The organism is Halocatena halophila, assembly GCA_027563145.1.
GTDB classification, from domain to species: Archaea; Halobacteriota; Halobacteria; order Halobacteriales; family Haloarculaceae; genus Halocatena; species Halocatena halophila.
Window position 1 is genome coordinate 2551415 of the sequence record CP071306.1, and the last position, 13824, is coordinate 2565238.

The following is a 13824-nucleotide window of genomic DNA, read 5'->3' on the forward strand; positions in this document are numbered from 1 at the left end:
ACACGACCAATGACGGACAATGTCACTGCTGAACCTGCTGACGGAGAACGGGCACAGGCGATCGCCCAGCGGATCGTTGACAACGTCGAGACCGTCATCGTCGGTCACTCTGACACCATCGAACAGATCGTCACGGCAGTTCTTGCTGGAGGGAACGTTCTTCTGGACGACGTTCCCGGGGTGGGAAAAACCATGCTCGCCAGATCGCTGGCACGATCGGTCGATGGCTCGTTCAGGCGCGTGCAGTTCACGCCGGATCTTCTTCCGGGCGATATCACGGGCGTGAACGTGTTCAATCAGAAAGCCCGCGAATTCGAGTTTCAGTCCGGACCGATTTTCGCGAACGTGGTGTTAGCCGACGAGATCAATCGAGCGCCACCAAAGACACAGAGTGCGCTGCTCGAGGCGATGGAAGAACACCAGGTCACCGTTGATGGCGAAACTCACCCGGTACCGGCACCGTTTACGGTGATTGCCACACAGAACTCCGTCGCGGCGGATCAGACGTATTCGCTTCCTGTCGCAGAGATTGACCGATTCATGAAACGACTGCAGCTTGGCTATCCAGGCGCGACCGAGGAGGCCGAACTGCTAGACCGGATCGTTGGTGGCCATCCGATTGAGTCGCTCTCACCGGTTGCGACGGTCGCAGAGATCCGGAGTGCACAGGATGTTGTTGCCGACGTCCGCGTCGAACCGTCGATTCGGGAGTACGTCACGGCCATTGCGGAGTACACGCGCGAGCACGCAAGACTCGGGGTGAGCCCGCGTGGCTCTATCGCGCTGGTCCGTGCCGCACAGGCACGAGCAACGCTTGCGGGACGATCATACGTCCGTCCGTCCGACGTTCAGTCGGAAGCAAGGGTTACACTCGCACACCGAATTCGGCCGACAGCCGAGACGGACTCCCAATCGTCTGTCATCGAACGAGCGCTCGATTCGGTTCAAGTATGAACGTCACACGACGTGGCTGGGTTGTCATCTGCAGTGGTGTGCTGGCGATGGTAGCCGGTGGCATGCACGGTGCGCGCACGCTCGATGCAATTGCCGTTCCTGCACTGGTGCTTGTCGTCCTCGCATTCGGATGGGTACTCAGTCTCGACAAACCGACGGTTGAGCGTGTCGTTCCCGATCCCGCGCCGGTGGGGACGACCCACGAGATGAAACTGCGCGTAACCAGCGGCGGCCTTGTTTCCATCCACGAGGAACTGTCGGGGACGGAGCCGACTAGCGTGGATCAGCCGATAGATACGGAGACGTGGGTTAGCTATCCGATCACCTACGTTCGGCGCGGTCGACACACTGTTGGCCCGCTTCATGTCACGGTGAGCGACCCGCTCGAACTATTCACTCGCACATTTCGATACACAATCGCCGATCCCATTCTCGTGTATCCACAGCTGTCGCCGGTTTCGCCGCCACCGTCGCTGTCGGCTCTCGCCAGCACGTCGGGCGTAATCGAACGCCAGGAGTTTGAGCGGCTCAGAGAACACGTCCCCGGCGAGTCGTTGAGCTCGGTCGACTGGAAAACGAGCGCAAAACACGACGATCTGTTCGTTGTCGAGTACTCACACTCCGAATCCGGTGGCGTTACCCTCGTTGCAGAGGGCGTTGGCAACCGCCAGAACGTCGACGCGATGGCTCGAGCTGTCGCGAGTCTGGTGGCCTATCTCCGCACACAGGGCGTCTCGGTGACAGTAGTACTTCCGAACGGAACCGTTTCGACCGATCAGACAGCGTTTTTCCAGCGGCTGTTGTTCGTTCTGGCGACGACATCGCCTGGGCGGGTTTCCACTGCTGCGCTAGAGTCAGCTGATCTTTCCGTCGTTGGTCGACGCGGTACGGCAATGGTAACTGTCGATGGCAAGGAGTTTCCGTTTACGGCGTGTCTCGAGCCCGATCGTGGCAACGCACACGAGCAGATTGCTCCGGAGGTGGGCCTCTCTTGAACGACAGCACTCGCCAGCAATGGCTGCGCCTTGCGCTTGCGGCGACCGGACTCTCAGTACTTGGAAGCGCCTATCTGCGTGTGTTGTACACGGCGGTCGATATCGACGGTGATCCACAGCTCTTTTTCGTTCTCGTGGCCGGTGCGGTTATTACGGGCGTCATCGCAGGTCGGTTTGTCCCACTCAGTGGGGCAATCGTCGGTGGGGCAATCATCACGGCGCTCGGTTCTCTGCTGTACGTCTCGACGATACCGCCCGAGTATTCGCTCACGTTGACCATCAGTGGACTCTGGGGGGACACTACGGCGTTGCTCACCGGCATGTCGATCCTCAGAATCATCAACGCGGGAATGTGGGCCGTTGCCGTTGCCCCGATTCCGACGTTTCTCTTGGCGTATTTCGCCACGCGTCGGCAGTTTGGCTACAGCACGCTTATTGGCTGTGGAACGGTTGCGTTTGTGATTCTTACTGGCGATATTTCCGGAACGGACGCGTTAATCGGTGTGCTTGGTGGCGTGTTCACCCTCGGCATCGAGGGATTAGAGCGCCGTAAAGCACGATTGATGCAAACTGATCGCGTACTCGTTGTTCTCACGCTCGTACTCGTGGTGACGGCCTCAATTAGCATCGTTCCGGGAGGGTCTGCCCCCCTCGGTGCGGGCGGTTCGACCGGGCCTGGTGAAACTGTAGAGGCCTCACTCACACGATCGGACGACGAGCTGTCGGTTGGGGGCTCGATCAAACTCAGTCCAACCGTGCGATTCACAGTCGAGAGCGATCGCCAGTCGTACTGGCGAATCGGAGCGTACGACCGATACACCGGTGATGGCTGGGTCAGAACGGCCGACACTCACGATCCGGACGACGAGCTTACAGGGCCAAAAAGCGGTGGCTCGACATTCACACAGACGATTTCGCCCCGAGATACGCTGTCGGTGATGCCGGCCGCCTGGCGACCGACCAGCGTCACGGGCGCTTTGGCGGACGCTACGTCGTTCGGCGGTCTCAGGCCAGAGGGACGGCTCCAGCCGGGTGACAACTACACCGTCGAGAGTGTCGCGCCCAGATATTCGCCACGGGAACTCCAGAACGCATCGGGGTCGTACCCCAACGATCTACAGGATCGGTACACGCAGCTTCCCGATAGCACGCCGGATGATGTCTCTCGGTACACCGAACAGCTCACTGCCAACGCAGAGACGCCATACGATTCAGCACGGGTCATTTCGTCCCATCTGAAGAAAAATTGGAACTATTCGCTATCCGTTCGTGAACCCGAGGGACAGGTGGCTTCGACTTTCCTCTTCGATCGAGACGCAGGCTACTGCACCCACTTCGCGACGACGATGGTGACGATGCTCCGATCGCAGGGGATCCCGGCCAGACTCGCCGTGGGCTATGCTCCCGGTCAGCGCGTTGGACAGAACAAATGGGTCGTTCGCGGACTCGACGCCCACGCGTGGGTGGAGGTGTACTTCCAGGGTGTTGGCTGGGTTCGATTCGATCCCACGCCATCGGAGCCACGACAACAAGCAGAGCAGTCCGCAATCGATGCCGCACGCGAGGACGACGCCGCAAACGTGGACGTTTCGGGCTCCGCTCCGAACGAGACCGACACTCCCACACCAACTCCGACATCAGAGCCAACAGCTTCGACAGCAACGACAGAACCCGACCAATCAACCGCCACACCGAGCAGTGGAACGACACCAGATACCGGCTCATCGCCCGCCTATCGCCCGGAAGCGTTCGCTAACGCGAGTGCTGATGTGTCTGGCGGGGATGGCGAGTCATCGATCGAACTGCCGACGGCAAGCACTATCGTGTTCGGGATAACGATCGCTGGCGGGCTCCTGGCTGTCCTCAGACGGTGGGGAGTGTTCAGAGGGCTCCGCCGACTGATCTGGTTGTGGAGTCTCTCCCGGTCGGATCCGGCAACCGACGTGGAAGCAGTCTACGATCGGCTCGAGTATCTCTTGACGCGAGAACATCGACCACGTGATCCTGGTGAAACCAGACGCGAGTACGTCCGAGACGTGGGAACGCGTGAAGATCGACGACTGGTAGCAATCTACGAACAGGTAATCTACGCGGGTGATCGATCGGAATCACTCGTCAGTGAAGCAATCGAACTGTTCAAGCGTCGGCGAAGGGCGCTCGTCGGTGGTAACAGCTTTCGATATTCCTGACTGTTGTGCGCTGAACGGTCGATAGTGTTTAATAGGGCCATCGAGTAGTTCTGTCTGTAATGTCGGAAGTCTGCTCGACGTGTGGATTGCCCCAGGAACTCTGCGTCTGCGAAGACGTTGCCAAAGAGTCCCAGGAAATCAAGATTCACATCGACGAGCGCCGATACGGAAAAGAGGTAACGGTCATCGAAGGGTTCGATCCGCGTGATGTCGACATGGATTCGCTCTCGTCGAACCTCAAATCGAAGTTCGCGTGTGGCGGCACGGTCGAAGATGGATCGATCGAACTCCAAGGAAATCACAGCGGTCGAGTCGAGGACTTCCTCCGCGATCAGGGATTCAACGTGGCCTAACGAAGCAGTTCTCAGTCGTCGGTCTGTGCAACGTAAGTAGCGACTGCGTTCGCTAGAACGGAGCGTTTCCAGAGTCAGCCGCTGCACCCGTCAGTTCGTACTCCCAGCCGCGAAGGCCGCCGTTCAGACTCTCAACTGGCCCCTCGATACCTTCGTATGAGCCAATGAGCCGGGCGGCCTTGATCGAGGATTTTCCCAGCGGACAGACGGTGACGATGTGGTCTGTCCCTTCGAGCTCCTCGACCCGCTGGGGGAGCTCTGCGAACGGTAGATTTTTGCTTTCGGGAATGTGTCCTTTTTCGAACGATCCTGGGTCTCTGATGTCGACGATTTCTACGTCCTCGCCGTTTTCGAGCGCTGTGTGTAGGTCAGCTGCGCTGATCTCGCCGTCCATACTCGTTCAATGCAATGGATCGGGAAATATCGACCGTTCTCCGAAAGATCCTCCAGCAGAAGTCACTTTTTCTGTGAAAAGGAAGGACAGCTATGGACGACAACTTCGTTCGAACGCGCATCAACCAGCTGTACATTCTGGGGTTGATCTGTTCGAGTTCACTGTTTGGGCTGGTGTTCGGAAGCCACTACCAGGATCGAATCAATCTGACGATCATGTGTTTTTTCGCACTCGTCGTGGTCGTACCCCTCATCACGACCTACGTCGTTCCGGACGGCTGAGTGGCGCTGTCGGTGCTATCGCACCTAGAGCAGTCCTTCGTGGTCGGCGAGCAACAGCCCCTGGATCGTCGCCCCGTTCGATGGGTTTTCACGAGCGACGGTGAGCGCATCCTCAATCGGAATTTTTCGCACGGTGATGAACTCGTTCGGATCGAGCTCTCTCTCAGTGGGTTCGAGATCGCTCGCGAAGACGTAGCCACGCTGATGGGTAAGGAGTCCCGTTGCAATCCAGCTGTCCTCCAGAAACGTGGTTTCATCCGCAACCAGACCCGTCTCTTCTCGAAGTTCGCGTCTGGCTGCTGTTTCATAGGCTGCTGGTTCGATTGTGGCGGTCTCTGTGAGCCCTCCCGGCGTGTCCGCTCTCTCGACTGGTTCCGCACAGTCCATTGTGTCGACGATTCCGGCGGGGAGTTCGAGATCGAACTGGCCGATCGGGGGCCGGAACTGCTCGACCATCACTAGCTCATCGCCGTCGCGAGCGACGACGACAACGGCCGGCGAAAGCCGCGCCCAGTAGTAGCGCTTTTCGGACCCATCGGGCTGTCTGTACAGATCGTACCCGCCAGTGTACCAGCCCGTCTCATATTCGGTGACAGACTCCAGCAACACCCACTCTTCAGGTGGTTTCTCAATCATCCTTCTGGATGACCGGCCGGTAGTATTTCCCGAACGCGTGGCGACGCAGCGTCTCGATGGCCGCGCGCTCTTTTTGTTGATAGGTCGCGCCGACGACTACGGATTCGAATTCGACCGGGTGGAACACGACGTTGTCGACCGTTTCGCTGCCGATCAGCTCGACCTCGTGGTTGTGGTCGTCACACCAGCGATCGAACTCCTCGGCAGTTCCAACCATCACTTCGAGCAACGATCCGAACAGCGCCTCGTGCGCCGTAGAGATGACGTCGGTCGTCACCCGTTCGTCGTACTCCGAGCGATCGAACGACATCGCCTTTGTCGTCGATCTGACGACGGTCTGGGCGGTACCACCAACTGCACCGTAGCGTTCCCGGACCGCGGTTTCGGTGGTCGGATTGAGTATCCCATCAGAATGCATGCCCGGTGCTTGCGAGGCCGGATAAATAGCAGCCACGGTGTTCGTCGTCAGGACTGATCGCGCTCTCTGGTCAGCTCACGTGCTTCCTCGAGCACCGCCTGGGCCTGTGCGTCGAGCGTCTCACCGCCTGAAACCATCGACGGTTCGATTGCGTGGTCGTGGTCGTGATCATGGTTCGGTGTCGTATCCTCGAACACCTGTGGAAATTCAGTTGTAGCAACGACAGTCGAGAGCTCCGCTCCAAGCTCGTCTTCGCCCATCGATCCCCACTCCGGTACCGTCTCCTCGAGATACGTCTCGTGGTCGTCGCTATGAACCATTGCACGAAACGCGAGATGATTGGCCAGATGCGACTCATCGGCCTGCGGTATCGAACAGACCGGACACTCATAGCCCATACCTGACAGTCGCAGTGGGGCGAAAATATCCCTTTCGCCGGCGGCCATCCATTGAAACTGTGTCACGATGTACCGTCGTTCGGGCAGATGTGTTAATATAGCATATATGGATTAATATTATATAGACTGAACCGCTAGTCACGGCAATGATTGCGAGTAGCCGTTCGATTGCATCACGTGGCCGAGAGCGCTTGACCAGTTGGAGGGGTGTCTGACGATGGCGACGGGAGCGTCCGTCCCCAAGGATGCCACTGAAGAGCCTTCTGAGGAGTCAGCGCTCGAAACTGCCCGCCGGCAGCTCGATCAGGCGGCGACGTTGCTGGATATCGATCCGAACGTTGTCGAACGGTTGAAACATCCACAGCGGGTCGAACGTGTCTCGGTGCCGCTCGAACGCGATGACGGTTCCGTCGAGGTGTTTACCGGATATCGCGCACAGCACGATTCGGTCCGTGGGCCGTTCAAGGGTGGACTCCGATACCACCCTGACGTGAGCGAGGACGAGTGTATCGGGCTGGCAATGTGGATGACCTGGAAGTGTGCAGTGATGGATCTCCCGTTTGGTGGTGCGAAAGGTGGGGTTGTCGTCGATCCAAAGACGCTCTCGGACGAGGAAAAAGAGCGCCTCACCCGACGGTTCACACAGGAGCTCCGCGACGTAATCGGGCCAATGGACGACATTCCAGCCCCAGATATGGGAACGGACGCCGAAACGATGGGCTGGATCATGGACGCCTACAGCATGCAAGAAGGTGAGACGACGCCGGGTGTCGTCACCGGCAAGCCGCCGGTGATCGGCGGTTCCTACGGTCGTGCTGAGGCTCCCGGTCGGAGTGTCGCGATCATCACGCGAGAGGTCTGTGAGTACTACGATCATGACCTCTCGGAGACGACGGTTGCAGTCCAGGGCTTTGGCAGCGTCGGTGCGAACGCAGCCTCCCTCCTCGATTCGTGGGGGGCAAACATCGTCGCCGTGAGCGATGTCGATGGGGGCGTGTACGATCCCGAGGGACTCGACACCTCGGCGATCAAATCCCACGGCGAGCAGCCAACGGCGGTTGGCTCCGTTGAGGACGCAGAGCGGATCTCCAACGAGGAGCTGTTGACCCTCGACGTTGACGTGCTCATTCCGGCAGCGATCGGCAACGTGCTCACCGAGGCCAATGCGCACGACGTTGACGCATCGATCATCGTCGAAGGCGCGAACGGTCCGACCACCTCGACGGCGGACGCGATCTTCGAGCAGCGTGGGATTCCGGTGATTCCCGATATTCTGGCCAACGCGGGCGGCGTGACCGTCTCGTACTTCGAGTGGCTGCAGGACATCAACCGGCAGGGCTGGACGCTCGAACGCGTCAACGAGGAGCTCGAATCACGAATGCTGACCGCCTGGGAAAACGTTCAGGAGGCCCACGAACTCGATGCGGACGTGTCGTGGCGGGATGCCACCTACGTGGTTGGACTCCAGCGGATCGTCGAGGCCCACACCTACCGCGGACTCTGGCCCTAGAGCAGATCAGCTTTTTTGAACTGGAAGTAGCCAAATAGCGGCGTTATCACCATCCAGCCGAGGAGGACGACCGCCGCAACGGCAGGCGTTTTCGCGATCGTTTCGGTGTTCGAAATGATCTGCACTGTTCCGTCTACAAAGATTCTATCGGATGGATAGCCCAACAGTGGATGGTGAGCGTTTGTCGTGGTGAACTGCGACGTGAGCGTGATGTATGCGTTGAACGGATTCAACGAGGCAATCCAGTAGAACCACTCCGGATGCGGTGGGTTGGTGTCCCAGACCAGCAGGAATCTGATCGCTGTCCAGCCGATCCGCAGCGTGGCCAGTGCTGCAACCACGATGGCAACGACCTGGTAGATCGAGTTGCCGTACGTTGAAGCGGTGAGTCCCAGGCCAACGAAGACGAGTGCGTACGGTATTGACACTGCAGCCAGGCCGAGCATGCTCAGGAATGAGCCCGACTGGTAGGTCAGCTCAACGATGATCCCTGCCAAAAGCAATCCCAGAACGAGCGGAATGACCACGACCAGCGACCGGCTGATGAATTTTCCCACGAATGCATCCGAACGGCTGTTGGGCAATCCCACCAGGAATCGAATGCTTCCCGAGTTTCGCTCACCAATGATGGTGGCGTAGCTCGAAAGCAGTGCAACGACCGGAATTGTTAGCGACAATAGACTTCCAACGCCCACCACAGCCGTGTCCATAGATGGTCGAAATGCTAGTGGCTGAAATAATAATGGCCAACTGAGAACCAGCACGAGCCCGATGGCGAAGCCCGTGAACAGGACGGCTGTGATGGCGATCAGCTTTGGATCGCCGAGAAAGACGAGTGCAAGGAGGATTCCAACGATTAACAGCCCACCGACCAGTCCAACCACCGAGCTGGGAGCGATCCCAATCAGCCCGATAATGACGACGGTGCTCAGTGCGGTGATTGCGGCCACTGCCGCGCCCGTTCGAGAGCGATAGACGCTGGTGAGATCCCGTCGGAGCACGTCCTCGACGGTCATGGAGAGACCTCCGTCACCGCTGAGAACACGTCGTCGAGCTGTGAGTCGTTCGTGGCGAAATCAACAAGCTGACTGGTCTCAGCCGCGGTGTTTAACACCCTGAGTTTCGTTTCGGCGTCGTCTCTGCATTTGATCTTGATGCGGTTGTTCTCGGTGCGCACGGCACTGACGCCGGCAAGCGCGCGAATCGTTTCGAGGAGTTCATCGGTGACCTGCTCAAGCTGTAGTTCGAGTCGGGTTCGGCCACCCAGTTCGGACTCCAGTTCGTCGATCGGACCGACAGTTTCGAGTCTCCCCGATCTGAGAATGCCGATCCGGTCGGCAACGGCCTCGACCTGTGAGAGGATGTGACTCGAAAAGAACACTGTGGCTCCGCGGTCTGCCTGTGCGCGGACGATATCGCGGAGCAGCCGCGCGCCGTTTGGATCGAGTCCCGTCGTCGGCTCGTCGAACACCAGCAGATCGGGCTCGCCAACGATGGCCATCGCGATGGCCAGGCGCTGGGCCATCCCCTTCGAAAACGTCCCAGCACGCCGATCAGCGGCGTCTCCTAATGCGACGCGATCCAAGAGCTCGTCGGGATCATCGGCTGCGTCTTTCGTCGCGATCGCGTGCTCGACGTGCTCGCGCGCGCTCAGTCGCGGATAGACGCCGTATCCCTCCAGTAGAAGCCCTGAGCGCTGACGGACCGACACGGAGTTTTCGTGGACATCCTCCCCGAACAGACGAACCCCACCGCTCGTCGGGCTTGTGAAATCCAGCATAACATTAATCGTCGTCGTCTTTCCCGCACCATTGGGTCCGAGAAAGCCAAACACCTCTCCACGCTCGACCGACAGTGAAAGTTCCTCGACGGCCGTGACGGAGCCATATCGCTTCGTCAGGTCGTTTATTTCGATCGCTGGCATTGTCGCTTGATTGGAACTGCCATACCATACGGCATAACTCTTCTGTCTGACAGGTACTGCTGGTGGTTCTGAACGAATGTGTCTTCTTGCTGTCGTCGGTTCAGCCACCAACCAGCAACTGCAGGATTCGCGTTTCGATTGTTGTGCAGAGGGTTGTAAACCGGTTCACCGCTGGAGCAGCCGTGGCCACCACCGTGACACCGATCAGTGCTGCTCCGAACCCCCCTGCGATATCGATTGGATAGTGGACACCCACGTACCAGCGAGCGACGCCGACGAGTGTGGCGAACACGAGCAGAAGTATGCCGGTCGCTCGATCCCGAAACGCGAGGATTCCGAGCGCGAATCCGAACGCCACGGTGGCGTGTTGACTCGGAAATGAGTTTTCGGGGGCATCCACGAGCAGCGTTTCGTGACCGACCATGTACGGCGCTGGATGACTATACAGGGCTCCAAGCGCGTAGGAGCCACCGAGTGAAGCGAGGATCGTCACAAAAACGAACACACTACTCGATTTTCCCTCCGACACCGGCAGGCCTGGAATTCGTGCCTTCTGTTTTGCTATCGGAGAAGCGTCTGACTCCCCACAGAACCAGAGAAACACGAGTGTGACTGGGATGAGAAAGATGAGTTTCTCGGCAGCAACTATCATCAGTTCGTTCAACAGCGGTGGGCCGTCCACACCGGCAAACAGGGCGATGGATCCTGGTATATCTATCATCACTGTGTTCGATCGATCGCCCTGAGCCATGGTAAATAATGGAGATTGTTCTGGTCGAATTTCGTACGTATAGGCCTATACACGCATGAATTCGGCATAATTAGATTCTGTCTCTTCCCCTGGTATATCCGGCATCTGTGGTTACCAACGCCGTGATATCGTGATACAGCGGCTAGGATTTCATCGGAAAATGATCAACGATATACTATGTGGCCCCATCGTGGTCGGTGTATGGGCGATCGAACTGCCTCATTGCTCACGAAAACACAGCGTCGGCGAATTCGCAACGAGTTTGCCGACCTCGATGAGGAGAAAACGTTTCGTGATCAACAACGGATTCGCAGCCGCGTGCGATCGGGACTCTCCGATTTTTCGTTGCTTGTTGCGTATCCAGATCGACAGCTGGCGCTGCTAGTTGAAGATGAGGATCCCCAGTCGCTTTGCGACGCGCTCGCGGACACGACGATTGTGGTCGAACGCCTGCGTGCACAGTGTGGGCTCGAACGAGCGGAGCTGCTCGAAACGGCGCATGATCGGGTTGGGCAGGCAGACGACATCCCAGGACGCGACGAAATTGATCTTCGAACGGTATCAGAGATCCGCCGCGAAATCGAGGCCGAACACACCGCTGAAAACGAGCCGGGTCGCTGGGACAGACGAGCGAACGGACTCGTGAAACTCGGCACTTGGACGTTCGTCTGTATGCTGCTGGTGTATGCGGTGTGCATGCTGTTTGGCTTCTCACTCCGTGGGACCCCGTTTTCGCTTCCGTACTGGGGGCTGCTAAGCATCTTCGTGTTCTGTGCGACGGGCTGGCTTGCTATCGTGGCGACTCAGGCGTTGAAACACACTGTCATTCCGACGATCGTGGGGCTGTGTACGCATCCCAGAGAGCAGATCGCGAACGCGATCATCCATCCATGGAGTGCGATCCGCAGCTCCTGGGAAGAGCTGTGAGAAACAGGGCTGATGAATGGATCGACCGCGTGTTCATCCCGAGTATTGTCGCCATCCGTTGCGAAGTCAAACCACCCCATCGAACCGTTTGTAGCTGCTATGCATTCTAGACGTAGAACGAATCAACCAGGAACTATTTCCTGTATCATAGAGAATCGGTTCGTATATGACTGGGACAACAACTGAAACCGTCTGGTATAAATCAATCCCATTCACCTGTCTGCTGTTGGGACCCGTCTTCGTTCTTCTCTGGGCGGTTTCTGGCTACACCGGATTTCTATCGGCATATCCACCCGTTGTGGGTGGACTGGTACTCACGATCACTCTTGGGATCGTTCTCGACCGGACCGGACACGAGATTCTGGCAGTCTTCCTATCAGCTATTACACTGTTTTTCATGGGTATCGTCGTCGTCTTCAGTTTGCTCTCCGCAGAGCCGTTCTGGTCGTCGGTCTACGATGAAGTCGGCTCTATTGCGGAGTTACTCCATTTTTTCGTCATGGTGGGCTGGATCACGGTTGGTGAACCGCTCTCACTCAATGCTCGATTCGTGCTTGAACACCCGGATCCGTTTGTTGGCTCTCTCGGACTCGTTGGTGTCTGTGCGACTGGTCTCATCGGATTTGCTCATCGTGACATCCGATCGATCTCGATGGTGACGCTGGTTGGAAAAATGGTGGTGTTGCTGGTGGTGTTGTTTATCCTGACAGTTGTCATGATTGTCTCGTTCTGGCACGTGGTTGAGACGCCTGTGGGGCTGGTACTCTTTGGAGTAGAGTCGAACGTTCCCACCTACGCGATAACGACGCTGTTCGTCGTCGGATATCTGGTGGGCGAGTTTCAACGACTGCGTTCGTTCCCAGACAGCGTGACGCAAGAGTATACATCTCTCGCGCAGAATCCAGCGGTTGACGATATCGTACAGCGAATTGCCACGCAATACGACGTACCAGTGCCGACAGTTACCATTATCGACGGCCAGGAGCCGTTCGTGTTCACGGTTGGCTACCGACCAACGAACACGACGCTTGTGATCCAGTCATCCGTGCTTGACCGGCTCTCAGAACGAGAGCTGGAGGCAGTGATCGCTCATGAACTCGCTCACGTGGCCAACGGCGACGCGATGGTGATGACGATTGCATCGCTTCCCATGTCGCTCGCATCGAGACTCAAATCACAGGCCACGACGGATCCGTTTGGTGGGGCCGATGATTTCTTTGGGCAGTTTGCGTCGAACGTGTGGAACAGGGGGTTGGCCCTCTTTGGTCTGTATCTCGCGATTGTCGCTGAATTCGTCGTCTTGTTCAGCCGACCGTTCGTTGCGGCCGTCTCTCAGGCCCGTGAACGAGCTGCCGACCGGGCTGCAGTCGCCGTGCTGGGAACACCAGCGCCACTGGCAAGTGCACTCAGAACGCTCGATACGTCCCGGCCGAGCACGCCACGACGTGATCTTCGCAACGTTTCGATGCTTGGAATCGTTCCACTCGAAGGGAATCAACAGTCAGCCGTCTTTTCGTCACATCCATCCGTTGCGGACCGGATTTCGGCGTTCGCTGACGGAGACGATCTTCCACCCCATCTCATGGAATCATCTCGCGAATCATGATCAGCGCGTCCTCGCCGTCGTGATAGTAGCGCGGAATCGTCTGGTGATAGACGAATCCGTGGGATCGATAGCAGTTGATGGCACTGGTGTTCGAACGTCGCACCTCGAGTTTGACGGTCGCTGCACCGCGCAACCCGAGATCGGAGAGTGCTCGCTGAAGAATTGTCGACCCGATTCGTTCTCCCCGGTGGTCCGGATGGACGGCAAAATCTTTGATATGACCGATTGCTCGGCCGTGATTCGGCGTTAGATCGGCAACAATGTAGCCCACGATCGTTCCCGAACGCTCGCCGACGAGAAACGTTGGCTCACCAAGAAACTGCTCGAACGCCTCGAGGTTCCAGGGCTGTGCGAACGATGCCTGCTCGATCCGATACACCGAGAGCAGATCTGCGCGCACAGCCTGACGAACGGCGCAGTTGGTGTCGGGAACGATTGCGGTCACACCTGGTGGTAGGTGGGGTTCGCTCATAGGTCTGCCGTCAGAC

General features: G+C 58.0%; 16 protein-coding genes. 8 read left to right on the forward strand and 8 right to left on the reverse strand.

All coding sequences use genetic code 11. The features are described from left to right. Positions 1-9: 9 nt before the first annotated feature. The 4 genes from JXQ78_RS13575 to yciH are packed head-to-tail and all read left to right on the forward strand — an operon-like array spanning position 10 to position 4491. A complete protein-coding gene (locus JXQ78_RS13575; RefSeq protein ID WP_330631306.1) occupies positions 10-954 on the forward strand; it encodes an AAA family ATPase in 945 nt (314 codons plus the stop codon). Beyond that, a complete protein-coding gene (locus JXQ78_RS13580; protein ID WP_330631307.1) occupies positions 951-1949 on the forward strand; it encodes a DUF58 domain-containing protein in 999 nt (332 codons plus the stop codon). The genes JXQ78_RS13575 and JXQ78_RS13580 overlap by 4 nt, the downstream gene beginning before the upstream one ends. Next, positions 1946-4138, forward strand: coding sequence for a transglutaminase TgpA family protein (locus tag JXQ78_RS13585; protein ID WP_330631308.1), 2193 nt, complete (start codon positions 1946-1948; stop codon positions 4136-4138). Before JXQ78_RS13580 ends, JXQ78_RS13585 begins: the two co-directional genes overlap by 4 nt. A gap of 59 nt (positions 4139-4197) precedes the next feature. Then, positions 4198-4491 (forward strand): stress response translation initiation inhibitor YciH, encoded by a 294-nt coding sequence (gene yciH, locus JXQ78_RS13590; protein WP_330631309.1) that lies wholly within the window; start codon positions 4198-4200, stop codon positions 4489-4491. Between the two features lie 52 nt (positions 4492-4543). Here the strand turns inward: yciH and JXQ78_RS13595 are convergent, their stop codons facing one another. After that, complete coding sequence (locus JXQ78_RS13595; protein WP_330631310.1) at positions 4544-4885, reverse strand: rhodanese-like domain-containing protein; 342 nt, start codon at positions 4883-4885, stop codon at positions 4544-4546. A 92-nt stretch (positions 4886-4977) separates the two neighbouring features. Between JXQ78_RS13595 and JXQ78_RS13600 the strand changes: the two genes are divergently transcribed. Further along, complete coding sequence (locus JXQ78_RS13600) at positions 4978-5166, forward strand: hypothetical protein (RefSeq protein ID WP_330631311.1); 189 nt, start codon at positions 4978-4980, stop codon at positions 5164-5166. A gap of 24 nt (positions 5167-5190) precedes the next feature. Here JXQ78_RS13600 and JXQ78_RS13605 read toward each other — a convergent pair whose 3' ends face one another. The 3 genes from JXQ78_RS13605 to JXQ78_RS13615 are packed head-to-tail and all read right to left on the reverse strand — an operon-like array spanning position 5191 to position 6684. Then, on the reverse strand, positions 5191-5802 hold the full coding sequence (locus JXQ78_RS13605; RefSeq protein ID WP_330631312.1) for an NUDIX hydrolase: 612 nt from the start codon (positions 5800-5802) through the stop codon (positions 5191-5193). Beyond that, positions 5795-6220 (reverse strand): DUF5809 family protein, encoded by a 426-nt coding sequence (locus JXQ78_RS13610; protein ID WP_330631313.1) that lies wholly within the window; start codon positions 6218-6220, stop codon positions 5795-5797. The genes JXQ78_RS13605 and JXQ78_RS13610 overlap by 8 nt, the downstream gene beginning before the upstream one ends. Positions 6221-6267: 47 nt before the next feature. Next, the gene (locus JXQ78_RS13615; RefSeq protein WP_330631314.1) at positions 6268-6684 is read right to left on the reverse strand and encodes a DUF5810 domain-containing protein; all 417 of its coding nucleotides are present in this window, start codon (positions 6682-6684) and stop codon (positions 6268-6270) included. Between the two features lie 151 nt (positions 6685-6835). Here JXQ78_RS13615 and gdhB point away from each other — a divergent pair, with 151 nt between their 5' ends. Next, positions 6836-8128, forward strand: coding sequence for a glutamate dehydrogenase GdhB (gdhB, locus tag JXQ78_RS13620; RefSeq protein WP_330631315.1), 1293 nt, complete (start codon positions 6836-6838; stop codon positions 8126-8128). Here gdhB and JXQ78_RS13625 read toward each other — a convergent pair. From JXQ78_RS13625 to JXQ78_RS13635, 3 genes are all read right to left on the reverse strand, one after another. Further along, the gene (locus tag JXQ78_RS13625; RefSeq protein WP_330631316.1) at positions 8125-9144 is read right to left on the reverse strand and encodes an ABC transporter permease subunit; all 1020 of its coding nucleotides are present in this window, start codon (positions 9142-9144) and stop codon (positions 8125-8127) included. The genes gdhB and JXQ78_RS13625 overlap by 4 nt on opposite strands. Continuing rightward, positions 9141-10052 carry an ABC transporter ATP-binding protein gene (locus JXQ78_RS13630; protein WP_330631317.1) on the reverse strand — a complete coding sequence of 304 codons (912 nt, stop codon included), beginning with the start codon at positions 10050-10052 and terminating at the stop codon, positions 9141-9143. The genes JXQ78_RS13625 and JXQ78_RS13630 overlap by 4 nt, the downstream gene beginning before the upstream one ends. A 100-nt stretch (positions 10053-10152) precedes the next feature. Then, the gene (locus JXQ78_RS13635; RefSeq protein WP_330631318.1) at positions 10153-10773 is read right to left on the reverse strand and encodes an undecaprenyl-diphosphatase; all 621 of its coding nucleotides are present in this window, start codon (positions 10771-10773) and stop codon (positions 10153-10155) included. A 231-nt stretch (positions 10774-11004) separates the two neighbouring features. Between JXQ78_RS13635 and JXQ78_RS13640 the strand changes: the two genes are divergently transcribed. Both JXQ78_RS13640 and JXQ78_RS13645 read left to right on the forward strand, forming a co-directional pair. Further along, on the forward strand, positions 11005-11730 hold the full coding sequence (locus tag JXQ78_RS13640) for a hypothetical protein (protein ID WP_330631319.1): 726 nt from the start codon (positions 11005-11007) through the stop codon (positions 11728-11730). 166 nt (positions 11731-11896) lie between these two features. Continuing rightward, on the forward strand, positions 11897-13336 hold the full coding sequence (locus tag JXQ78_RS13645; protein ID WP_330631320.1) for a M48 family metallopeptidase: 1440 nt from the start codon (positions 11897-11899) through the stop codon (positions 13334-13336). On the opposite strand, the gene rimI is transcribed toward JXQ78_RS13645, so the two are convergent. Continuing rightward, positions 13311-13808 carry a ribosomal protein S18-alanine N-acetyltransferase gene (gene rimI, locus JXQ78_RS13650; protein WP_330631321.1) on the reverse strand — a complete coding sequence of 166 codons (498 nt, stop codon included), beginning with the start codon at positions 13806-13808 and terminating at the stop codon, positions 13311-13313. The two genes, JXQ78_RS13645 and rimI, sit on opposite strands and share 26 nt — an antisense overlap. Positions 13809-13824 lie beyond the last annotated feature (16 nt).